A 22,180-nucleotide genomic window follows, 5' to 3' on the forward strand; every position below is an offset into this window, starting at 1 on the left:
GGTACGGAGGTCAGGCCACCGGCGGCGGGCCGGCGCCGGTGCCGGCGCCCTTCCTGGGCAGCAACAGCGCGGGCACGATCAGCACCGCGGTCAGGATGAGGGCCACCCAGAAGGTGGTGGCGAACGACTCGGCGAGCTGGGGTGCGACCTGCTCGCGCACCGCCTCGGGGATCTCGCCCATCCGGCTCTCGCCCGCGCCGCCGCCGGGCGCCTGCGCCAGCCGCGACCCGATCTCGCGGGACAACACCACGGCGAGGAGGGCGGTGCCGAACGAGCCGCCGAGCTGCAGGATGATGTTGAGCGAGCTGGTCGCGCGCGGCACGGCGGACCTGGTCAGCGTCGTCATCGCCGCGGACATGGTCGGCATCATCGTGCACCCGAGGCCCAGGCCGCGGACGAACAGCGCGCCGCCCAGCAGCCAGTACGAGGTGTCGGACTCGACCATGGCGAACGGGATGGTGCCGAGCACCAGGACGACGATGCCGAGCGGGACGATGCGGCCGGCGCCGAGCTTGTCGACGGCCAGGCCCGCCAGCGGCATGGCGCAGGCGGCGCCCAGCCCCTGCGGGGCCAGCAGGAGCCCGGCCGTCAGCGCGTCCTCGCCGCGCGCCACCTGGAAGTAGAGCGGCAGGAGCAGCAGCGAGCCGAGCAGCGCGATGCCGACGAAGAACACCGCCGCCGAGGCCGCCGCGAACGTCCGGTCGGCGAAGAGCCGCACGTCGATGAGCGCCCGTTCGCGGCGGGCCAGGCTGTGCACCACGAAGAGCGCCATCAGGGCGGCGCCCGCCACCAGCCAGGCGATGGTCGACGGCGCGCCGAAGCCCCCCTCGCCGCTCGCCGTGGACAGACCGTAGATCAGCAGGGCGAACCCGGGCGGCAGCAGGAGCAGCCCGCGCAGGTCGAGTGCGGACGCGCCGTTCTCGCCGCGCTCGTCCGGGACCTTCCACCAGGCCAGCGCGAAGGCCAGGATGCCGACGGGCAGGTTGACGAAGAAGATCCAGCGCCAGTCGATGCCGACCAGCCAGCCGCCGAGCACCGGGCCCAGCACCGGCCCGAGCAACATCGGCACGCCGACGATGCTCATGACGCGGCCCATCCGGTGCGGCCCGGCGGCCATCGTCAGGATCGACATGCCGGTGGGCATCAGCATGCCGCCACCGAGCCCCTGGAGGACGCGGAACGTGATGAGGCTGCCGACGTTCCAGGCGGCGCCGCACAGGACCGAGCCGAGAACGAAGAGGAAGATGGAGGTCATCCACACCCGGCGGGTGCCGAACCGGTCGATGGCCCAGCCGGTGAGGGGGATGACGGTGCCCATGGCCAGCAGGTAGCCGGTGATGACCCACTGGATGGTCGCCAGGTCGGCGCCGAAGTCGCGGGCGAGCTGCTCGAGCGCGACGTTGACGATCGTCGTGTCGAGGATCGCCATGATGTTGCCGGAGACGACGACCAGCCCGAGCACGATGATCGCGCGGTCGATCCCGGCGGGCGGCGCCGTCGCGGCGCCGGCCGGTGGGGAGCTCGAGGATTTCGCAGGCGGAAAGTCGGCCATGACTGGGCCCCTAGCCTTCGAGACGATCGTTGCCTCGGTCCCCCGACCCGCTAGGGGGAAGCAGACCATGGACCGGTCCCGTCCCACAAGGGCCCCGCGGCGTCAGCCCCGCCGCATGAGGCGGCCGACCGCGGCCATCAGTTCGGTGGACATCGCCTCCCCCTTGCCCTCCTCGGCGCCCTCGGCCACGCAGTGCCGCACATGCCCGTCCAGAAGGCCGAGCGCCACCTTGTCGAGCGCCGCCTGGACGGCGCTGATCTGGGTGAGCACGTCGATGCAGTAGCGGTCGTCCTCGACCATCCGCTCGATGCCGCGGACCTGGCCCTCGATCCGGCGCAGCCGGGTCTGGAGCTGGTCCTTGGTGGCGGTGTAGCCGCGCGTCGGGGTCTCGGTCGCCATCGTCGTCCTCGCAATCGCCTGGGGCACGCCCACGAACACCCGCTGGAGGGAAACCCCCCAGGGGGTATTCTACCCGGTCACTCCGTCTCCCCGCGTCGCGCGGCGAACGCCGCGGCGGCCGCGAGCGACGCACAGATCTCGCAGGTCAACCATACGGTGACATAGCCCGATTCGGTGGAGGTGTCGCCGTCCCCGTGGCGAACGCCGTGAGCAGGGACCCGAGGACACCGCCCGCGGCGTTGCGGTTCCGGTGCGAGGTGGCGCGGGCCCCGCGACCGGGGCCGTGACGGCGGCTCAGGCAGGGCCTACGTCGGGGGCGGCGGGACGTTCCAGGACGTGATCACGGGCCGGTCGTGCTCGGCGCCCAGCGTGGAGAGCGTGCCGGTGTCGAGCGCGAAGAGCCGCCCCTGCGAGGGATCGAGGCCGAGCCAGCGCGCGGTCAGGACGCGCAGCACGTGCCCGTGCGCCACCAGGGCCACGTCGCCCTCCGCGAGCAGGGGGCGGACCCGGCCCAGCACGGCGTCCACGCGCTTGCCGACCTGCTCGACGGTCTCGCCGGGGTGCTCGGCGTCGCCGGGGATCACGCCGTCGTCCCACAGGTAGTAGCCGGGCCGCTCCTCGCGGATGGCGGCGCTGGTGATGCCCTCGTAGCCGCCGTAGTCCCATTCCCACAGGTCGGGGTCGATCTCGTCGACGGTCAGCCCGGCCAGCTCGGCGGTGCGCCTGGCCCGTTCGGCCGGGCTGGCCAGCACGCGGACCGGATGCCGCGCCGCCACCAGCGGAGCCACCGCGCGGGCCTGCTCCTCGCCGCGTTCGGTGAGGGGCAGGTCGGTCCGCCCGGTGTGGCGCCGGGCCCGGCTCCACTCGGTCTCGCCGTGCCGCAGGATGATCAGTTCCCCCATGGGGCCACTGTACGGAAGTCAGCCCAGGACGTCGGCGAGCGGGGTGACGGGGAGGCCGTGGGCCTCGGCGACGTGGTCGTAGGTGAGCGCGCCGTCGTGGGTGTTGAGGCCGAGCGCCAGCGCCGGGTCGTCGCGCAGCGCGTCCTTCCAGCCCTTGTCGGCGATGGCCACGGCGTACGGCAGGGTGACGTTGGTCAGCGCGTGCGTCGAGGTGTTGGGCACCGAGCCGGGCATGTTGGCCACGCAGTAGAAGACCGACCCGTGCACCGTGTAGGTGGGGTCGGCGTGCGTGGTGGGGCGCGAGTCCTCGAAGCAGCCGCCCTGGTCGATCGCGATGTCGACGAGCACCGAGCCGGGCTTCATGCGGGCGACGAGGTCGTTGGAGACGAGCGTCGGCGCCTTGGCGCCCGGGATGAGGACGGCGCCGATGACCAGGTCGGCGGCGCGGGCCTCCTGGTCGACGGTGTAGGCGTTGGAGACCAGGGTCTTGAGCCGGCCCTGGTAGATGGCGTCGATGTGGCGGAGCCGGTCGACGTTGACGTCCAGGATCGTGACGTCGAAGCCCATCCCGACCGCGATCTGCGCGGCGTTCAGGCCGGAGACGCCGCCGCCGACCACGACGACCCTGGCCGGCGCCACGCCCGGCACGCCGCCGGGCAGCACGCCGCGGCCGCCGTTGGAGCGCATCAGGTTGTAGGCGCCCACCTGGGGGGCGAGGCGGCCGGCCACCTCGGACATCGGGGCCAGCAGCGGCAGCGAGCGGTTGGGCAGCTGGACGGTCTCGTAGGCGATCGCGGTCACGCCGCGGTCGAGGAGAGCGTCGGTGCACTCGCGCGAGGCGGCGAGGTGGAGGTAGGTGAAGAGGGTCTGGCCGTGCCGCATCCGGTGGAACTCGTCGGCGATGGGCTCCTTGACCTTGAGGATCAGGTCGCCCTCCGCCCAGACCTCGTCCGGGCCGTCGAGGATCTTGGCGCCGGCCGCGGCGAAGTCGTCGTCGGGGATGTGCGAGCCCAGGCCCGCACCACGCTCGATGAACACGTCGTGCCCGTGGCGGGCGAGCTCGTGCACTCCCGCCGGGGTGATGGCCACCCGGTACTCATGGTTCTTGATCTCGCGTGGAACGCCGACCTTCACGATGCCCTCCGACGGTGCCCTCGATCTTCGTTGACCAGGGATGTGAGCAGGATGCGCCGCGGCGCACGCCTCAAGGGTGCGATGTGACCGACCGCTCCTGCCATGTCCAACGTGTATAGGCATTCCCCGCATTCCGAACATGATGTAAACCCGGCCCGCCGGGCGGCCCGTCAGCCTCGGTGATGCTCCGTCCGTCCCGCTCCGGCGGTCAGGCCCCGCGCGGCGGCAGCCACTCGTCGGCGATCGCGACGGTGAGCTGCTCGAGCAGCGGGCCCGCCTGGCGGCGGCACCGGTCCACGTCGGGCTCGATGTCGGTGAGGACGTAGGCCGCCTGGATGCGGGCCCGGCGCAGCTGCTCGCCGGTCAGCCCGCGGCGTCCCGCCACCGCGATCACCGGGACCCCCGCCCGCGCCCCCGCCTTGGCCACCCCGACCGCCGGCCGGCCGCGCAGCGTCTGCACGTCCAGCGTGCCCCCGCCGGTGACGATCAGCCGTGCGCCGCGTGCCCGCTCGGCGAACCCGAGCAGGTCGAGCAGCGGCCCGACCCCCGGCTCGAACCGCGCGCCGAGGAAGGCGAACGCGGCGAAACCCACTCCGCCGGCCGCGCCCGCCCCCTGCCGGTCGCGGCTGGGTCTGCGGCACGCCGCCTCCGCCAGGTCGGCCCAGCGGCGCAGACCCGCGTCGAGAATCCTCACCTCCTCGCGGCCCGCCCCCCGGCGGGGGCCGGTGGCCGCCGCGCCGTTGCGGCCGAGGAGCGGGTCGCCGGAGCCGCCCGCGAGGATCACCGTGACGCCCGACAGGTCGGGCATCGCGCGCAGGTCGAGCGCGTGCAGCGAGCGCAGCGCCGCGCCGCCCGGCGGGAGGTCCTTGCCGAGCGCGTCGAGCAGCCGCCCGCCGAGCCCCTGGACGAGCCCGGCCCCGCCGTCGGTGCAGGCGCCGCCGCCGACCCCGAGGACGATCCGGCGCGCGCCCAGGCGCAGCGCGTGCGCGACGAGCTGCCCGGTGCCCAGGCTCGTCGCGGTGAGCGGCTGCGGCTTGCCGCCGGGCAGCCGCCGCAGCCCGGAGGCCTGGGCCAGCTCCACCACGGCGGTGGTGCCGTCGATCGCCAGGGACGCGGTGACCGGGCGCCCGGTGGGTCCGCAGACCTCCAGCTCGACCCGGCGGAAACCCGAGACGACCGCGGCCTCCGCGGTGCCCTCCCCGCCGTCGGCCACCGGCAGCTCCACCAGGGGCACCTGCGGGCGGGCGCGGCGCAGCCCGGCGGCGAGGTGGCGGGCCACCTCGGGTGCGGTGAGCGTCCCCGGGAACCTGTCCGGCGCGAGCAGCACGTGACCGCGCGGGGGCGGATCGGGGGGAGTGTCCGCGGAAACCACTGCCAGCCTTTCACGCAGGGGGGTAAGGCCCTACCTTCTGCTTACGCCATGAAGGCACTATTTGACACCTTCCACTTCCCCGGCGGCATCCAAATCGGAGTACCGGACGAACTGGAATCTCAGTGGTCCGCCCCCGTCCCGCCTACTTCACGCCGAGCCACTCCTCGATGGGGCTGATGGCGAAGAAGAGCAGGAACAGCACGACGACCGGCCAGAGCCAGACCGAGACCTCGCGCCACTGCCCGCGGGCGGCCTTGATGGCGGCGTAACTGACCACGCCCATCCCGATGCCGATCGTGATCGAGTACGTGAACGGCATGAAGACGATGGTGAGGAACGCCGGGATGGCGACGCCCAGGTCGCTCCAGTCGAGCTTGGCGACCTGCGTCATCATCAGGGCGCCGACCAGCACCAGGGCGGGCGCGGCGGCCTGGGCGGGCACGACCGCGGCCAGCGGGGTGAGGAAGAGCGTCACGGCGAAGAGCGCGCCGGTGGCGAGGTTGGCCAGCCCGGTGCGGGCGCCCTCGCCGACGCCGGCCGCGGACTCCACGAAGACGGTGTTGGCCGACGAGCTCGTCACGCCGCCCAGCGCGGCGGACACGCCGTCCACGGTCAGGATGCGGCCCAGCCGCGGCACCTCGCCGCGCTCGTTGACCAGCCCGGCCTCGTCGCTGATGCCCAGGATCGTGCCCATCGCGTCGAAGAACCCCGAGAGCACCAGGGTGAACAGCACCACCAGCGCGGTGATGACCCCGGCCTGGCCGAACGCGCCGAACAGGTCGACGTTGCCGAAGAGGCCGAAGTCGGGGACGGCGAACAGCCGGTCGGGCATGTCCGGGGTCACGATGCCCCAGCCGCCCTGGGGGATCGACGCGTTCGCCTGGATGACCACGGCGAGCACGGTGGCGGCGATGATGCCGATGAGGATCGCGCCCGGCACCTTGCGCACGTACAGCACGATCATCAGGACCAGCGAGAACGCGAACACCACGACCGGCCAGGTCTGCAGGTGGCCGCCGGTGCCGAGGGCGAGCGGCGGGCTCTGGTCGCTGGAGGTCACGAACCCGGAGTCCACCAGGCCGACCAGGGCGATGAAGCAGCCGATGCCGACCGCGATGGCGTGCTTGAGCGACAGCGGGATCGCGTTCATGATGCGTTCGCGCACGCCGGAGACCGCCAGCAGCACGATGACGCAGCCCTCCAGCACCACCAGGCCCATCGCCTGGGGCCAGGTCATCACCGGCGCGGCCTGGAAGGCCACGACCGCGTTGATGCCGAGCCCGGCGGCGACCGCGAGCGGTGCGTTCCCGACCAGGCCCATGATGATCGTCGCGATCGCGGCCGAGAGCGCGGTCATGGTGGTGAGCTGCGGGATCGAGAGGGTCGCGCCGGTGACGTCCTTCGCCCCGCCCAGGATGATCGGGTTGAGCAGGATGATGTAGGCCATCGCGAAGAACGTGGTGACCCCGCCGCGGAGCTCGCGCGCGACGGTGGTGCCCCGCCCGGTCAGGTCGAAGAACCTGTCGATCGGGGTGCGGGGTCCGCCGCCCGCGGGCGGCGGGGCGTCGTCGGCGGTGGCGGCCGTGCTGTGAGACATGATCTTTAACTGCCCATGGCTAGATACGGTCGAACCGATACTGGAGTAAATGGTGCCGATTTAATCGGTTCGTTCCTATCAGGACGGGTCAGCTGCCGCGGTAGGTGGAGTACCCGTAGGGGCTGAGGAGCAGCGGGACGTGCTGGCGGGTGCCGCCGTCGGCGACCGTGAAGATCACGGAGATCTCGGGGTAGAACGTCGGGACGCCCAGCCCGGCGAAATAGGGGCCGGTGCCGAACCGCAGCCGGTACGTGCCGGTCTCCGGCGGCTCCTCGAGGGCCCTCCAGCGGCCGTCGGCGTCGGTCTCGCCCTCCGCGACGGATCGCCACGTCTCCCCGTCGTGCCGGTCGAGGCGGACCGGAACGCCGGTCGCCGGGAGTCCGCGGTGGGTGTCGAGGACGTGCGTGGACAGGCTCATGGTCGCCAGTACAGCAGGAGACTGCGCTCCGTAGTCTCCGGCCCCCCTTCTGTACTCGGCCGTACCGCCCTGTATAGCCTGCCGAGGTGCGAATGCGAGAGTTGGTCGGAGACATCGACTCGTACGCGTTGTTGCTGGCCTCGGTGCCGGAGCGCGTGCGCTGGTCGTTCCGCGACCGGCTGCTGGGCCCCCTGGAGGAGTACGACACCGACAGGCGGGCCGATCTCGTGCACACCCTGGAGATGTTCCTGGCATGCTCCGGCTCCTGGAGCCGTACCGCGACGCGGCTGCATGTCCATGTGAACACGCTTCGGTACCGGATCCGCCGAATCGAGGAACTTACCGGGCGGGATCTCGGCACACTGGAAGATCGAGTCGATTTCTTCCTCGCCCTGCGAGCGACGCAGCGGTGAGACGGTCGTAGGCGGTGGTCACACGATGGATCGGGAGACTCTCGGACAGCGGATCCGGGCGTTGCGCATCCGGCAGGGCGTCAGTCAGGCTCAGCTGGCGTTCCCGGAGCTCTCCGACAGCTATATCTCGCTGATCGAGAGCGACAAGAGGGTGCCCGCGCCGAGCGTCATCGAACTGCTCGCCGCCAAGCTGAGTTGTTCGCCGACGTACCTGGTCAGCGGGGTCAGCGAGGACGTGGTCGACGAGCTGCGGGTCACGCTCGACTACGCCGAGATCGCCCTGCAGAACGGCGCGGCGGCCGAGGCGCGGACCCGCTTCGCCGAGGTCCTGGCCAACGCCGACGCGGTCGCGCTGCCGGAGATGCTGCACCAGGCGCGCTGGGGCCACGCCCTCGCCCTGGAGGCGGCCGGCGAGCTCGAGGAGTCGATCGCGGGCCTGCGCGCGCTGACCGCGGAGGCGTCGGCCGACGCCGACCTGGACCACTGGTCCAAGGTGCACGTCGCGCTCAGCCGTTGCCTGCGCGAACGCGGCGACATCAGCGCCAGCGTCCAGGTCGCCGAGGAGGCCCTGCGCCACCTCATCGCGATCGGCGCCGACTCCACCGACGCCGCCGTCCACCTCGGGGCCGCGCTGCTGGCCGCGTTCATCGAGCGCGGCGACCTGGTCCGGGCCCGCCAGCTGGCCGACCAGCTCATCGACCGCGCCGAGCGGATCGGCAGCCCGCGCGCGCGGATGGCCGCCTACTGGGAGGCCGCGTACGTCGCCGAGGTGCGCGGAGAGTACGAGGAGGGCGTCACGCTCGCCGAGCGGGCGCTGGCGCTGGCGGGGGAGCGGCCCGAGGGCGGGCTGAGCTCCGACCCGCGCAACCTGCACCGGCTGCGCATCGCCTACGCCGGGCTGCTCCTGCGGGCCCGCCCCGACCAGGCGGGCCGTGCCCGCGACCTGCTCACCCGGGTCCGCAGCGAGATCAACACCAGCGCGGCCGGCGAGATCGACGTCGCCTGGTGCCTGACCGAGCTGGCCCGCGCCGAGATCGCGATGGGCCGTCCGGCCGAGGCGGTCGAGCTGGCCGAGCAGGCGCTCGACCTGCTCGGCGACGCGCCGCGCCGGGCCACCGCGTGGGCGCTCACCGTCCTGGGCGAGGCCTGCGTGCGGCTGGGCCGCCGGGACCGCGCCGTCGACGTGCTCACCCGGGCCGCGACCCACCTGGAGGAGATGGAGTCCACCCGGGAGGCGGCGCAGGCCTGGTTCGACCTCGCCGAGCTGCTCGCCGAGACCGGGGCGCCGGACGAGCCGCGGCTCGCCGCGTACCGCCGTGCGCTGACCTGCGCGGGGGTCTAGCGGCCTGAACCGCGCGGGGAGGGCGCCCTGACCTGCGAAGGCGACGCGAGCTCTTGACCAAGCGACCGCTTGGTGACACGCTCGCGATCGTGGTGACCTTCGCGGAACTCCTGCTGGCGCGGGCCGGTGACGCGCACACCGGCCTGCGCTTCGAGGACGAGTCGTACAGCTGGGACGAGGTCGTGACCGCGGCCCGGCGCCGCGCCGGGCTGCTGGAGCCCGGCACGCACGTCGGCGTGCTCCTGGAGAACGTGCCGGAGTACGTCTTCTGGATCGGCGCCGCCGCCCTCGCCGGCGCCACCGTCGTCGGGATCAACCCCACCCGCCGCGGCGCCGAGCTGGCCGCCGACATCCGGCACACCGACTGCACGCTGATCGTCACCGACTCGGCGCACGCCGGGCTCCTCGGCGAATCGCTGGGAGAGCCCGGCATCCCGCTGATCCTGGTCGACCGGCCCTACGACCTCCCCGGACCGGCCGACCCCGTCCCCGTCCAGCCCCAGGACCGGCTCCTGCTGCTGTTCACCTCGGGCTCGACCGGGGCGCCCAAGGCGGTCGCGTGCGGCCAGGGCAGGCTCGCCGCGATCGCCGTGATGTCGGCGCGCATGGGCATCACCCGCGAGGCGGTGACCTACGTCGCGATGCCCCTCTTCCACGGCAACGCGGTGATGGCCAACCTGGCGATGGCCGTGCACGCCGGGGCCACGGTCGCGCTGCGCCGCCGCTTCTCCGCGTCCGGCTTCCTGCCCGACGTCCGCCGTTACGGCGTCACCTACTTCAACTACGTCGGCCGCGCCCTCGCCTACATCCTGGCGACCCCCGAGTCGCCCGACGACGCCGGCAACACGCTCCAGGCCTGCTTCGGCACCGAGGCCTCGGCCCAGGACATGGCGCGCTTCAGCGCCCGCTTCGGCTGCATGATCATCGAGGGGTACGGCTCCAGCGAGGGCGCCATCTCCCTGCAGAAGACCCCGGAGACGCCGCCGGACGCGCTGGGCGTGCCCCAGCCCGGCGTGGAGGTCGCGATCCTCGACCCCGAGACCGGCGCCGAGTGCCCCCGCGCCCTTTTCGACGACCACGCCACCCTGCTCAACCCCGAGTCGATCGGCGAGATCGTCGGCCTGAACGTGGCGTCGGCGTTCGAGGGCTACTACAAGAACCCCGAGGCCGACGCCGAACGGGTCCGCGACGGCAAGTACTGGAGCGGCGACCTGGGCTACCGCGACGAGAAGGGCTTCTTTTACTTCGCCGGCCGCGGCGCCGACCGCCTCCGGGTGGACAGCGAGAACTTCGCCGCGGCCCCCGTCGAGCGCATCCTGTCCCGCTGGCCCGCCGTCGTCATGTGCGCCGTCTACCCCGTCCCCGACCCGCGTACGGGCGACCAGGTCATGGCGGCCCTGGAGCTCCACGCCGGATTCGACCCCGGTGAGCTGGCCGCCTTCCTGGCCGCGCAGCCCGACCTCGGCACCAAGTGGGCCCCGCGCTTCGTCCGCGTGATCCCCTCGATGCCCCTCACCGCCACCGGGAAGGTCGACAAGCGCCCGCTCCGCCGCGACCTGTGGGAGACCGCCGACCCCGTCTGGTATCGCCCCGGCCGCGACCTCGCCTACGAACCGCTCTCCCCGGACCGGGCCGAGACCCTGCGCACCGAGTTCGCCGCGCACGGCCGGACCCACCTCCTGGTCACCCCCTGATCTCAATGATCACCCCCTGATCTCAGTTCCCGCCCTGGAGCGCACCACCGGCGCGGGCTCAGTAAGGTGTGGTTGCTCGCGCCCTCACTGGAGAACTGATGCCCACCTCACTTCGTATGCCGGCCCGTCGTGCCGGCATCGTCGCCGCGCTTGTCGCGCTCTTCGCGGCGATTTTCGTTTCCCCCGCTCACGCGCACACCCGGCTCGTCAGCAGCACACCGGGCAAGGACGCCACCGCAGGTGGTGTCGCCCAGGTCGACCTGGTCTTCAGCGACAAGATCAGCGTGGCCAAGGTGCTGGTCAAGGACGACAAGGGCAAGGAGTTCCAGTCCGGTGAGGCCACCCGGGCGGGCACCAAGGTCACCCAGAAGCTCAACGGGATGCTGCCCGCCGGCACCTACACCGTGTCGTACGCGGTCGTGGGCGAGGACGGGCACCGGATCGAGAAGTCCGACCTGACGTTCACCGCCACCGCGGAGACCGCCGAGGGCACCGGCGAGAAGATCGCCGGCGCGGAGGAGACCGGCGGGCCGCAGGCGGCCGGGATGGCCACCACCGCAGAGCCCATGAAGGACGGCACCGAGCCCGCCAAGGCCGACGAGGAGTCCGGCGGCGGCACCATCCTGATCATGGTCGTCGTCGGGGTGCTGATCGGCATCGGCATCGGCGTCGGGATCGTCTTCCGGGCCAAGCGCAAGCACGGGGCGGCGTCCGGAAGTGAATAAGGGCACGCTCGGCGTCCTCCGAGTCGCGGTCGTCGCCACCGCGGTCTCGGTCATCACCCTGGTGGCCGGGCTGGTGCTCGGCGGGGCGGTGGCCGAAGAGGTCATCCCGGGGCTCGGGGACGCGGGCGTGGTCACCCGGTGGGGCCTGCCGGTCTCCCGGTTGCTGATGGACCTGTGCGCGGCGGTGACCGTCGGGTCGCTGCTGGCCGCCGGCGTCCTGCTGCCGCTGTCGGGCGGGCGCGAGGCCGCCCTGTCCGACGACGCGGTCGGCTACCTGCGCGCCGGGTCGTGGGTCGCGGCGGCATGGGCCGCCGCGGCGGCCGCGACCCTGGTCTTCACCATCGCCGACGTGCTCGGCGAGCCCGTCGGGCAGGTCGTCACCGGCAGCGAGCTCAGCGCGTACGTGGGGCAGCTGCCGCAGGGCACCGCCCTCATGCTGGTCGTGCTGCTGGCCGTGGTCGTCGCCCTGCTGGCGCGCACCGCGGTCACGCCGGGCGCGGCCCTCGGGCTGCTGGCGCTGGCGATGGCGGCCCTGCTCCCGCCGCCGCTGACCGGGCACGCGGCCTCCGCGGCCAACCACTCGGTGGCCGTGACGGGCGTGGCGCTGCACGTGGCGGCCGTGGTCCCGTGGGTCGGCGGGCTGGCGCTGCTCGTCGTGCACGCCGCGCGGGGACGCGACCGGCTGGACGTGATGTCCGACCGGTTCAGCCGCATGGCGCTCTGGTGCTACATCACCGTCGGGGCCAGCGGGCTGGTCAACGTCATCGCCCGGCTGCCCGACCCGGCCGAGCTGCTCAGCACCGACTACGGCCGGCTCGCCCTGGGCAAGATCGCGTTCTTCGTGGTGCTGGGCTGGTTCGGCTGGTGGCACCGGCGGCGCACGCTGCCCGCCATCACCGAGCGCAAGCCGCTCGCGTTCACCCGGCTGGCGGGCGTCGAGGCGGCCGTCATGGCCGCGACCATGGGCCTCGCCGTCGCGCTGGCGCGCACCGCGCCGCCGGCGCCGGCCACCGAGGAGTCGCGGGTCAAGGGCCTGACCGGCTACGAGATGCCGCCCCCGATCACGCCGGGCCGGCTGGCCTCGATGTGGACGTTCGACCTCTTCTTCGCCGTCCTGGTCGTCGTGCTCGGCGGGCTCTACGTGGCCGCCGTGGTCCGGCTGCGGCGGCGCGGCGACGCCTGGTCGATGGGGCGCACCGTCTCGTGGTTCATCGGGCTGCTCAGCATCGTGGCGGTCACCGAGACCGGCGTGGCGCGCTACGCGCAGGTGCTCTTCAGCGCGCACATGGTGCAGCACATGGTGCTGTCCATGCTGACGCCGATCTTCCTGGTGATGGGCGCCCCGGTGACGCTGGCGCTGCGGGCCCTCAAGCCCGCCGCGATCAGGGGTGACCGGGGGCCGCGCGAGTGGCTGACGGTCGCGCTGCACAGCAGGGTCACCGCGTTCATCGCCCACCCCGCGGTGGCGACGATCATCTTCGTGGCGAGCACGTTCACGCTCTACTTCACCTCGCTGTTCGAGGGCGCGATGCGCAACCACCTCGGGCACATCGCGATGAGCGTCCACTTCCTGCTGGCGGGGACGCTCTTCTTCTGGGTGCTGATCGGGGTCGACCCGGCGCCCAAGAAGCTGCCCTACCCGGGCCGGATCCTGCTGCTGTTCGTGACGATGCCGTTCCACGCGTTCTTCGGCCTCGCGCTGATGAACCTCGGGGAGCCGATCGCCCGGGGCTGGTACACCGCGGTCGACCCGCCGTGGGGCACCTCGATCATCAAGGACCAGCACACCGGCGGCGCCATCGCCTGGGGCTTCGGCGAGATCCCCACGTTCATCGTGCTGATCGTGCTGGCCTTCCAGTGGTACTTCGACGACCAGCGGCAGGCCAGGCGGCTCGACCGCAAGGCCGACCGGGCCGCGGCCGCCGGGGGAGACCCGGAGGACGACGAGCTGGCGGCCTACAACTCCCGGCTCGCCAAGCTCGCGGAGCGGGACGAGCGGAGCCGCAAGAGCTGAGCCGCAGGAGCGGCGGCCGGGCCGCGGCGGCCGGGGCCGCCCGGCGCCCGGGTCTCACCCGGCCGGGGGAGAAGCCCCCGACCTGCGGGGGAGCCCGGGGCCCGGGAGATCTGTAAGGATCGTCGTGTGCCCTTGGTTCTGCGCCTGATCGCCGAAAGGACCACCTGGAAACGGTGGTCGTACCTCGTCGTGGGCGGCGCGCTGCTCATGCCGTACTGGTTCCTCGGCCTGGTGCTCGCCTCGATCGTCACCAACCGGGGCGCGCTCATCGCCGTCATCGTGCTCGGCCTGCCGGTGCTGGGCGCGTTCGTCACCGGGCTCGTCCCGACCGTGCGGGCCCTGGAGGGCACCGCGTGCCGGGAGCTGCTGGGCGGCGCGAGCGCCGGGCTGGACCCGCCCCCGGCCGCGAGCCGGGAGTCGCGGCTGCGGACCGGCGCGTGGTTCAGCCTGCACCTGCACGCGGGGGTGCTGATCGCCGCGCTCAGCCTGGCCGTCCCGCCGTTCGCGATCGCGCTGCTGCTCTTCCCGTTCGCCGACTGGTCGATGTTCACCGACCCGCAGTCGCCGCTGCACGACTGGAAGTCCAGCTCGCTGGCGTGGCTCGGCCCCGTGGCCGGCCTGGCGATGGTGTTCGTGCTGCTCGCGCTGATCGTCCTGACCGGTGACGTGCTGAGCCGGCTGGCGCCGCGCTTCCTCGGGCCGTCGCCGACCGAGCGGCTGGCCGAGCTGGAGAGCGAGGCGGTGCGGCTGGCCGAGCGCAACCGGCTGGCCCGCGAGCTGCACGACTCGGTCGGGCACGCGCTGAGCGTGGTGACCCTCCAGGCCGCGGCGGCCGGGCGGGTGCTCGGCACCGACCCGGCGTTCGCCCGCGAGGCGCTCGGCGCGATCGAGGAGTCGGCGCGGTCGGCGCTGGAGGACCTGGACCACGTGCTCGGCCTGCTGCGCGAGGACGCCGCGCCGCGGACCGCCCCGCAGTTCACCCTCAAGGACGTCGAGCGGCTCCTGGAGCAGACCCGGCTCGCCGGCGTCGAGCTCGACGCCGAGGTGGACGCGGGCGTCGAGCTCGTGCCCGCCGCCGTCTCCCGCGAGGCGTACCGGATCGTCCAGGAGACGCTGACCAACGCGCTGCGGCACGCCGGCAAGGTGCCGGTGCGGCTGCGCATCATGATCCGTTCCGAACGGCTGGAGGTCGAGGTGAGCAATCCGCTGGGCGGCGCGTCCGCCGGGCATCACAGCGGCGGGCGCGGGCTGGAGGGCATCCGGGAACGGGCGACCGTCCTGCGCGGCCACATGTCCGCGGGCGCCGACGGCGGGCGCTGGCGCGTCGCGGTGTCCCTGCCCCTAAGGTCGGGATCATGACCACGAAGGTGCTCCTGGTGGACGACGAGCGGCTCATCCGCGCCGGCCTGGCCGCCATCATCAACGCCGAACCCGACCTCACCGTGGTCGGCGAGGCCGCCGACGGCGCCGACGTGCCGGCCGAGGTCCGCAGGCTCGACCCGGACGTGATCCTGATGGACGTGCGGATGCCCAGGCTGGACGGCATCCAGGCCACCCGCAACATCATGGAGAGCTCGCCGGAGCCGCCCCGGGTCATCGTGGTCACCACGTTCGAGAACGACGAGTACGTCTACGACGCGCTCAAGGCCGGCGCCAGCGGGTTCCTGCTCAAGCGCACCAGGCCGGAGGAGATCCTGCAGGCCATCCGGATGGTGGCGCACGGCGACACGTTGTTGTTCCCGGCCGCGATCCGGTCGCTGGCCGCCGCGCACGCCACCGGGCCGGCGGGCGGCCGGGGCGGCGAGGCGAAGGGCGCGCGCTGGCACGCCCGGCTGACCGAGCGCGAGGCCGACGTGCTGCGGCTGATGGCCAAGGGCCACTCGAACGCCGAGATCGCCGGCGAGCTGTTCGTCAGCCCGCAGACGGTGAAGACCCACGTCGGCAACGTCCTGGCCAAGCTCCAGGCCCGCGACCGCACCCAGGCCGTGATCCTGGCCTACGAGACGGGCTTCATCACGGTGGCGTCGTGACCGTCCAGGCGTAACCGGTCACTTGCGCAAACCCACCCGAACGCGATTCTATTTGCCCTGACGACCTGCAAAGACTCGTGAAGGGCTGTGTTCGTACGTGACGACGATCGGCGCGACGTCTCCTGAACTCTCCCCGCGATGGCCGGCCGGGCTGCCGACGTCGCTGGACTACCCGGACGTGCCCGTGGGCGCGATCCTCGCGGGCGCGGCCCGGCGGTGGGGCGACCGCACCGCCCTGCACTACGCGGGGCGCGACATCTCCTACACCGAGCTGGCGCGGGAGGCGGCCCGTTTCGCCCACGGGCTGATCGCCCGCGGCATCGGGCCCGGCGACGTGGTGGCGCTCCACCTGCCCAACCTGCCGCAGTTCCCGATCGCCTACTACGGGACGCTGCTCGCGGGCGCGACGTTCTCACCCTGCAACCCGCTGCTGCCCGCCGGCGAGCTGGCGTTCCAGCTGGCCGACTGCGGCGCGGTCGCGGTGGTCACGCTGGACTTCGTGGCCGCCCCGCTGGCCGAGGCCCTCGGCCGGACGAACGTGAAGACGGTCGTCGTCGCCGGGCTGGTGGACGGCCCGGTGGACATCAAGGGCCTCTGCGACGGCGCGTTCGCCGAGGTCGGCGTGGACTTCGGCGAGATCGGCGCCGGGCGGCCGGACGACTTCCCGTCCGTCGGGATCGACACCTCCTCGCCGGCGCACATCGCCTACACCGGCGGCACCACCGGGCGCTCCAAGGGGGTCATGCTCCCGCACCGCAACGCGGTCGTCTCCTCGTTGCAGTACGCCTGCGTCGGCAGCGGCTCGGTGCCCGCGCTGGACGACCGGGGCGGGGTGGTCCTCGACCAGATCGGCTCCGAGGAGGAGTACCCGTCCCGGCTCGGCACCGGAGTGATCGTCAGCGTGGCCCCGTGGTTCCACGCGATGGGCACCATCGGCTACCTCAACAGGCTGCTGCTGCTCGGCAGCACGATCGTGGTGCACCCGCGCCTGGACGTCCCGGCGTTCCTGGCCGACATGGAGAAGTTCCGCGCGACCGACCTCGGCGGCGCGCCCGCGCTCTTCTCCGCGGTCTTCGCCGACCCGACGTTCGACACCCGGGACCTGTCGTCGGTGCGGGCGATCTCGTCGGGCGCCGCGCCGCTGTCGGTGGAGATGCTGAAGCGGCTCAACGCCAAGTTCCCCGACGCGGTCGTCGTGGAGGCCTACGGCCTCACCGAGGTGACCATGGGCGCCACCTCCAACCCGGCCGCCCGGTCCGCGGAGCGCAGGCTCGGCACGGTCGGCCTGCCGGTCTTCGACACCCAGATCAAGATCGTTGGCGTGGACGAGGAGACCGTGGACGACGCCACGCCCGGCCTCCCGGCGGGCGAGGAGGGCGAGGTCTGCATCAAGGGCCCGCAGGTCATGACCGGCTACCTGGACCGTCCCGAGGAGACCGCGGCCGTGCTCGGCGCGGACGGCTGGCTGCGCACCGGGGACATCGGCACACTGGACGGGGACGGCTACCTGGCCATCGTCGACCGCAAGAAGGACATGCTGATCTACAACGGCTACAACGTGTACCCGCGCGAGTTGGAGGAGATCCTCTTCACCCACCCCGCGGTCGTGAACGCCGCGGTCGTCGGCAAGCCCGACCCGGCCGCCGGCGAGCTGGCCACCGCGTTCGTGGTGCGGTCCGGCGACGTCACCGAGGAGGACCTGATCGCCTTCGTCAACGCCGAGGTCGTGCACTACAAGAGGCTGCGCGCCCTGCGGTTCGTGGACGAGATCCCGGTGTCGGCCGCGGGCAAGGTCCTCAAGCGCGACCTGAGGGAGCGGCTCTGACATGAGGCGGCGGAGCCACTGGGCGTGGGGGTACGCGGACGAGGAGCCGTCGGCGGCCGACGTCGCCGCGGCCGCCGGGCTGATGGCCGCCGTGACGGGGCTGAAGCTCGACGGCGTCGTCGAGACGCCCGCCGGCCTCCCCGAACCGCCCCCGCCCCGGGTGGCTCCGCCGCCGTTCACGTTCTGCACGACCGACCCGTACGAGCGGATCTCCCACACGTACGGGCAGGCCTACCGCGACCTCGTGCGGGCCTTCCGGGGGCGCTTCGACGGCCCGCCCGACGTCGTGGCGTACCCGGACGACGAGCACGACCTCATCCGCGTCCTGGAGTGGGCCGAGAACACCGGCGTCGCCGTCGTCCCCTACGGCGGCGGCACGAGCGTGGTCGGGGGCGTCGAGCCCCGCGACCTCGGGCCGTCGGTCAGCCTCGACCTCACCCGCCTCGACCGCGTCCTGGAGGTCGACGAGGTCTCGCGGGCCGCGCGCGTCCAGGCGGGCATGCTCGGTCCCGCGATCGACCGGGGCCTGGCCGGGCACGGGCTGACGTTGCGCCACTTCCCGCAGTCGTACGAGTTCTCCACGCTCGGCGGCTGGATCGCCACGCGGGCGGGCGGGCACTTCGCCACGCTCGCCACCCACATCGACGATCTCGTGGAGTCGGTCCGCGCCCTCACCCCGCGCGGCGTCTGGGAGTCGCGGCGGGTGCCCGGCTCGGGCGCCGGGATCTCGCCCGACCGGATGTTGCTGGGCTCGGAGGGGGCGCTGGGCGTCATCACCGAGGCGTGGGTCCGGGTCCGCCCCAGGCCCGTCCACCGCGCCTCGGCGGCGGTGCGCTTCCCGTCGTTCGAACGTGCGGCGGACGCGGTCCGGGAGATCTCGCAGGCGGGCCTGTACCCGTCCAACTGCCGGCTGCTCGACCCCGTCGAGGCCCGGCTCACGTCCGGCGGCGACGGCACGTACGCGCTGCTCATGCTGGCCTTCGAGTCCGCCGACCACCCGGTGGGCGCCTGGATGGACCGCGGCCTGGAGATCGCCGGGTCGTACGGCGGGACGTGGGACGAGGTCCGGACGGGCGGTGGTGGCGGGCAGGGTGGCGGGCAGGGTGGCGGGCAGGGCGGCGCGTGGAAGGACGCCTTCCTGCGGATGCCCTACCTGCGCAACGCCTACCCGGCGATCGGCCTGGTCGCCGAGACCTTCGAGACCGCGATCACGTGGGACCGCTTCCCGGCCTTCCACGCCGCGGTGACCGGGGCCGTCCGGGACGCCCTCGGCGGCGCCGGGATCGTGACCTGCCGCTTCACCTTCACCTACCCCGACGGCCCGGCCCCGTACTTCACCGTCCTCACCCCGGCCCGCCGCGGCGACGAGATCGCCCAGTGGGACGGGATCAAGCGCGCCGCGGGCGAGGCCATCCTCGCCGCGGGCGGCACCATCACCCACCACCACGCCGTCGGCCGCGACCACCGGCCCTGGTACGACCGCCAGCGCCCCGACCCCTTCGCCGCGGCCCTGCGCGCCGCCAAGGCGGCGGTCGACCCGGCCGGCGTCCTCAACCCCGGCGTGCTGGTCTGAGGCACGCCCTGCCGGGACGGAACCTATGCGGGAAGCTGGCCGAGGGTGACGTCGACGGTGGCCTTGGAGCCGTCGGGGTGCTGGACCTCGACCTTGGTGGTGGCGCCGGGCTTGAGGGTGGCGAGCACCTCCGAGAGGGCGGTCTGGCTGGGCGTGGCGGTGCCGTTGACCGAGAGGATCAGGTCGCCGGGCTCGATGCCCGCCTTGTCGGCCGGGCCGTCGGCGGTGACGTCGACCACGCCGACCGCGGTCTGCCGCCCGCTGTCGGGGTCGATGACGGTGCGCACGGTCACGCCGAGGGCGGCGCGGCCGGAGGCGGAGACCTTCCCCGACTGGATGAGCTGCGGCGCGATCGACTTGACGGTGTTGCTCTGGACGGCGAAGCCGATGCCGACGGCCGCGCCGCCCATCTGCGGGTCCGAGGCTGCCGCGGTCGGGATGCCGATGACCTCGCCGTTCATGGTGACCAGCGCGCCGCCGCTGTTGCCGGGGTTGATCGCGGCGCTGGTCTGGATGGCGTTGGCGACGGTGGAGCCGGGGAACGCGCCCTCCCGCTTGGTCGACACGGTCCGGCCGAGCGCCGAGACGATGCCGTTGGTGACGCTGCTGGTCAGGCCCAGCGGGTTGCCCATGGCGAGCACCATCTGGCCGACCTTGAGGTTGCCGGAGTCGCCGAACACGGCGGGCTTGAGGTCTCCGCCGGAGACCCGGATCACGGCCAGGTCGTCGGCGGCGAACGAGCCCACCAGGCTGGCCTGAAGGGGAGTGCCGCCGCTGGCCGCGGTGACCTCGATCTTCCGGGCGCCCGCGACGACGTGCGCGTTGGTGACGATGGCGCCCTTGTCGTCGAAGACCACGCCCGAGCCCTCGCCCTGGTCGGTCTCGATCTCCACGACGGACGGCAGCACGGCCGCGACGACCTTCTCGAACTGTTGTTCGACTTCGGTGGCTGCCGGGACCGCGCTGACCGTCGGGCCGCCCGACGCCGCGACCGGCGCGGCCTTCCTCTCGCTCCCGCCGCTGCAGCCCGTCAGTAGCGCCAGCCCGGCCAGCGCGGCCGCACCCGTCCTGGTGATCCTGATGTCCATGCAGGAGTTGTCCCCCGGCGCCCCCGCCCCGGCCGCCCGGCACGCCGCACGCCCCCTTGATCTTGGTTCCGGCTTTAACCCGCCGCGATCCTCAATCCCCTCTTACGCCTCATTTACCTGCGGTTCGTTATGAATGAGACAGCAGCGGTCAAGACCAAACGATCGGGGGATCATGGACGCCGTTACTCTGTCCGAACTGCGCAAGCCGCGGACCTTCCCTGCGGTGTCGGTGCTGATGCCGACCAACCGCACGGCGCCGGAGAACCGGCAGGACCCGATCCGGCTCCGCAACCTCCTGGCGGAGGTGCGCCGCCGGCTGCGCGAGGACGCCCGGGTCACGCCCGGTGCCGTCGACGAGGTCGTGCGCGGCCTCGAACAGGCGGCCGGGGAGGTGGACCTGAGGTACGCGGCGGACGGCCTGGTGCTGTTCGCGGCACCGGACGGCGAGCACCATGCCTTCACCATCGACCAGCCGGTCGACGAGCGGGTCATCGTGGACACCACGTTCGCCACCCGCGACCTGGTCGCCGCCTACACCCGCATGCCGCGTTACTGGCTGCTGTCCATCTCCGACCAGCAGACCCGGCTCTGGGACGGGCAGGGCGAGGAGCTCACCGAGTTCACCGGGCGCGGCTTCCCGATCGTCCCGGCCGAGGACGGCGAGGAGCGGACCACCCGGCACTCGCCGCGCCTCGCCCGCCACGGCGACGAGCAGCACCGGCAGCTCATCCGCGAGGTGGTCGCCGCCCTGCACACCGTCCTGGGCAAGGACAGGCGGCCCGTCATCGTCGCCGGCGTCACCCGCCACCAGGCGTTCTTCGACGAGTTCTCCGGGCCGGGCGTGACCGTGGCGGGCCGCATCGACGGCAGCTACGAGGGCGCCCCGGCCGCCCAGCTCGCCGAGCTGGCCCGCCCGGTCCTCCAGGCGTACGAGGACTTCCGCGAGGTCGCGGTGCTCACCGAGCTGGAGGCCGCGCGCAGCATCCAGCGCTACGCCGCCGGCCTGGCCGAGGTGATGACGCTGGTCGAGGAGGGCCGCGGCGAGCACCTGGTGGTCGAGCGCGGCTACTACGCCCCGGCCGTCAAGACCGAGGGCGAGCTCGTCCCGGTCGAGGGCCCGCTGGGCGCGCTGAAGGGCGCCGACGTCGTCGACGACGTGGTCGACAACATCATCGAGACCGCCCTGGAGTACGGCGGCGAGGTCACCTTCGTGTCCGACGGCTTCCTCGTCGACCACGACCGCATCGCCCTGGTGACCCGCTTCTGACGCCAGGCACGACCCGCCGGTGCCCCAGGGCTCGTCCCCCGGGGCACCGGCGGCCTCCACCGTCAGCCCGTTCGGTTGAGCCAGTCGACGGCGACGTCGCCGAGCATGGAGCGGATGGTCAGGATCGCGACCCCGAGGGTGATCAGGGGGGCGATGACGAACTTCTCCACCTTGCCGTTCGTCTTCGGGATCAGCGGGACGTCGACGCGCCATCTGAGCGGCCAGAAGACCGGGCAGCCGCGCGGTGTCAGGCAGTCGCCGGCGACGTGCGCCAGGCAGCCGAGCGTTATCGCGAAGCCGACGAAGCTCATGTCGAGGTCGTGCATGAGCCAGACGGTGATCCCGGCCAGCGCGCAGTCGGCCAGCGCGGACTGCGGCTCCTTGCCCTCGAAGTCGAACCCGACCCCGCGCAGGCCCAGGCCCACGATCATGAAGAGGCAGGCCCACCAGGCGTACACGTAGTGCGTGGCCAGCAGGTCCATGATCACGCCGATGACGACGGCGAACAGGATCGAGTGGGTGGCCATCCGGTGCCCGCCGGACGCCTTGCCGATCCACTTGCACATGACCTTGGTGATCGGGCCGAAGGTGTTGGCGATGCGCCCGTTGTGATGGTCGATGTCGGGGAGGATCGCGGCGCCCGCGCAGACCACGGCGCCCGCGAGCACCTGCTGGGGGGAGAGGGAGACCGCGTGTTCGCCGAGGAGTCTCTCCTGGCTTATCACCGGGACGGCGGCCATCCAGACCAGCGCGCCGCTGAGGGCGTGCGTCTGACCCATCATGCGAGCTTCACCCGCGTATTCACCTTTTTCATCGCCACGGCCGGACTCTAACC

The 22,180-nt window shown here is 72.8% G+C and carries 18 protein-coding genes and 1 pseudogene; 10 read left to right on the plus strand and 9 right to left on the minus strand.

Annotation, left to right across the window (positions count from 1 at the left end):
• Nucleotides 1-10 precede the first annotated feature (10 nt).
• The 7 genes from ABZ810_RS28940 to uraH all read right to left on the minus strand — a co-directional run bounded on the left by ABZ810_RS28940 (nt 11) and on the right by uraH (nt 7,374).
• The gene (locus ABZ810_RS28940; protein ID WP_358408651.1) at nt 11-1,552 is read right to left on the minus strand and encodes a DHA2 family efflux MFS transporter permease subunit; all 1,542 of its coding nucleotides are present in this window, start codon (nt 1,550-1,552) and stop codon (nt 11-13) included.
• 102 nt (nt 1,553-1,654) lie between these two features.
• Nucleotides 1,655-1,951, minus strand: coding sequence for a metal-sensitive transcriptional regulator (locus ABZ810_RS28945; protein WP_358408652.1), 297 nt, complete (start codon nt 1,949-1,951; stop codon nt 1,655-1,657).
• A 305-nt stretch (nt 1,952-2,256) separates the two neighbouring features.
• Entirely contained in the window at nt 2,257-2,853 is a 597-nt protein-coding gene (locus ABZ810_RS28950; RefSeq protein ID WP_358408653.1) for a histidine phosphatase family protein, read from the minus strand.
• Between the two features lie 18 nt (nt 2,854-2,871).
• Nucleotides 2,872-3,987 carry an alanine dehydrogenase gene (ald, locus tag ABZ810_RS28955; protein ID WP_358408655.1) on the minus strand — a complete coding sequence of 372 codons (1,116 nt, stop codon included), beginning with the start codon at nt 3,985-3,987 and terminating at the stop codon, nt 2,872-2,874.
• A 208-nt stretch (nt 3,988-4,195) separates the two neighbouring features.
• Nucleotides 4,196-5,359, minus strand: a complete 1,164-nt coding sequence (locus ABZ810_RS28960; RefSeq protein ID WP_358408657.1) for a glycerate kinase — start codon at nt 5,357-5,359, stop codon at nt 4,196-4,198.
• Between the two features lie 142 nt (nt 5,360-5,501).
• A complete protein-coding gene (locus tag ABZ810_RS28965) occupies nt 5,502-6,956 on the minus strand; it encodes an NCS2 family permease (RefSeq protein WP_358408659.1) in 1,455 nt (484 codons plus the stop codon).
• A gap of 88 nt (nt 6,957-7,044) precedes the next feature.
• Nucleotides 7,045-7,374 (minus strand): hydroxyisourate hydrolase, encoded by a 330-nt coding sequence (gene uraH, locus ABZ810_RS28970; RefSeq protein ID WP_358408660.1) that lies wholly within the window; start codon nt 7,372-7,374, stop codon nt 7,045-7,047.
• An 80-nt stretch (nt 7,375-7,454) separates the two neighbouring features.
• Here uraH and ABZ810_RS28975 point away from each other — a divergent pair.
• The 9 genes and pseudogenes from ABZ810_RS28975 to ABZ810_RS29015 form a co-directional block, all read left to right on the plus strand.
• Nucleotides 7,455-7,787, plus strand: a pseudogene (locus ABZ810_RS28975) (helix-turn-helix domain-containing protein); the annotation flags it as partial.
• 25 nt (nt 7,788-7,812) lie between these two features.
• Nucleotides 7,813-9,129, plus strand: coding sequence for a tetratricopeptide repeat protein (locus ABZ810_RS28980; protein WP_358408663.1), 1,317 nt, complete (start codon nt 7,813-7,815; stop codon nt 9,127-9,129).
• Nucleotides 9,130-9,218: 89 nt separating this feature from the next.
• Nucleotides 9,219-10,823, plus strand: coding sequence for an AMP-binding protein (locus ABZ810_RS28985; RefSeq protein ID WP_358408665.1), 1,605 nt, complete (start codon nt 9,219-9,221; stop codon nt 10,821-10,823).
• A 98-nt stretch (nt 10,824-10,921) separates the two neighbouring features.
• Nucleotides 10,922-11,548 (plus strand): copper resistance protein CopC, encoded by a 627-nt coding sequence (locus ABZ810_RS28990; protein ID WP_358408667.1) that lies wholly within the window; start codon nt 10,922-10,924, stop codon nt 11,546-11,548.
• A complete protein-coding gene (locus ABZ810_RS28995) occupies nt 11,541-13,562 on the plus strand; it encodes a cytochrome c oxidase assembly protein (RefSeq protein ID WP_358408670.1) in 2,022 nt (673 codons plus the stop codon). The genes ABZ810_RS28990 and ABZ810_RS28995 overlap by 8 nt, the downstream gene beginning before the upstream one ends.
• Before the next feature lie 126 nt (nt 13,563-13,688).
• Nucleotides 13,689-14,921 (plus strand): histidine kinase, encoded by a 1,233-nt coding sequence (locus ABZ810_RS29000; RefSeq protein ID WP_358408672.1) that lies wholly within the window; start codon nt 13,689-13,691, stop codon nt 14,919-14,921.
• Nucleotides 14,918-15,592 (plus strand): response regulator transcription factor, encoded by a 675-nt coding sequence (locus ABZ810_RS29005; protein WP_358408673.1) that lies wholly within the window; start codon nt 14,918-14,920, stop codon nt 15,590-15,592. The genes ABZ810_RS29000 and ABZ810_RS29005 overlap by 4 nt, the downstream gene beginning before the upstream one ends.
• Before the next feature lie 97 nt (nt 15,593-15,689).
• Nucleotides 15,690-17,417: an AMP-binding protein gene (locus ABZ810_RS29010; protein ID WP_358408674.1), complete on the plus strand. Its 1,728-nt coding sequence runs from the start codon at nt 15,690-15,692 to the stop codon at nt 17,415-17,417.
• Nucleotide 17,418: 1 nt separating this feature from the next.
• Nucleotides 17,419-18,990 carry an FAD-binding oxidoreductase gene (locus tag ABZ810_RS29015; protein ID WP_358408676.1) on the plus strand — a complete coding sequence of 524 codons (1,572 nt, stop codon included), beginning with the start codon at nt 17,419-17,421 and terminating at the stop codon, nt 18,988-18,990.
• A gap of 23 nt (nt 18,991-19,013) precedes the next feature.
• On the opposite strand, the gene ABZ810_RS29020 is transcribed toward ABZ810_RS29015, so the two are convergent.
• Nucleotides 19,014-20,078, minus strand: a complete 1,065-nt coding sequence (locus ABZ810_RS29020) for a trypsin-like peptidase domain-containing protein (protein ID WP_358408677.1) — start codon at nt 20,076-20,078, stop codon at nt 19,014-19,016.
• Nucleotides 20,079-20,250: 172 nt separating this feature from the next.
• Between ABZ810_RS29020 and ABZ810_RS29025 the strand changes: the two genes are divergently transcribed.
• On the plus strand, nt 20,251-21,345 hold the full coding sequence (locus tag ABZ810_RS29025; RefSeq protein ID WP_358408679.1) for a hypothetical protein: 1,095 nt from the start codon (nt 20,251-20,253) through the stop codon (nt 21,343-21,345).
• Nucleotides 21,346-21,407: 62 nt separating this feature from the next.
• On the opposite strand, the gene ABZ810_RS29030 is transcribed toward ABZ810_RS29025, so the two are convergent.
• Nucleotides 21,408-22,124, minus strand: a complete 717-nt coding sequence (locus tag ABZ810_RS29030; RefSeq protein ID WP_358408681.1) for a metal-dependent hydrolase — start codon at nt 22,122-22,124, stop codon at nt 21,408-21,410.
• Nucleotides 22,125-22,180 lie beyond the last annotated feature (56 nt).

It is taken from the genome of Spirillospora sp. NPDC047279, from assembly GCF_040643285.1.
In the GTDB taxonomy this organism is placed as follows: Bacteria; Actinomycetota; Actinomycetes; order Streptosporangiales; family Streptosporangiaceae; genus Spirillospora.

Coding starts and splice junctions, on each gene's coding strand:
- ABZ810_RS28940 (WP_358408651.1), bottom strand. CDS start 1,552: ATGGCCGACTTTCCGCCTGCGAAATCCTCGAGCTCCCCACCGGCCGGC.
- ABZ810_RS28945 (WP_358408652.1), bottom strand. CDS start 1,951: ATGGCGACCGAGACCCCGACGCGCGGCTACACCGCCACCAAGGACCAG.
- ABZ810_RS28950 (WP_358408653.1), bottom strand. CDS start 2,853: ATGGGGGAACTGATCATCCTGCGGCACGGCGAGACCGAGTGGAGCCGG.
- ABZ810_RS28965 (WP_358408659.1), bottom strand. CDS start 6,956: ATGTCTCACAGCACGGCCGCCACCGCCGACGACGCCCCGCCGCCCGCG.
- uraH (WP_358408660.1), bottom strand. CDS start 7,374: ATGAGCCTGTCCACGCACGTCCTCGACACCCACCGCGGACTCCCGGCG.
- ABZ810_RS28980 (WP_358408663.1), top strand. CDS start 7,813: ATGGATCGGGAGACTCTCGGACAGCGGATCCGGGCGTTGCGCATCCGG.
- ABZ810_RS28990 (WP_358408667.1), top strand. CDS start 10,922: ATGCCCACCTCACTTCGTATGCCGGCCCGTCGTGCCGGCATCGTCGCC.
- ABZ810_RS29005 (WP_358408673.1), top strand. CDS start 14,918: ATGACCACGAAGGTGCTCCTGGTGGACGACGAGCGGCTCATCCGCGCC.
- ABZ810_RS29015 (WP_358408676.1), top strand. CDS start 17,419: ATGAGGCGGCGGAGCCACTGGGCGTGGGGGTACGCGGACGAGGAGCCG.
- ABZ810_RS29020 (WP_358408677.1), bottom strand. CDS start 20,078: ATGGACATCAGGATCACCAGGACGGGTGCGGCCGCGCTGGCCGGGCTG.
- ABZ810_RS29025 (WP_358408679.1), top strand. CDS start 20,251: ATGGACGCCGTTACTCTGTCCGAACTGCGCAAGCCGCGGACCTTCCCT.
- ABZ810_RS29030 (WP_358408681.1), bottom strand. CDS start 22,124: ATGGGTCAGACGCACGCCCTCAGCGGCGCGCTGGTCTGGATGGCCGCC.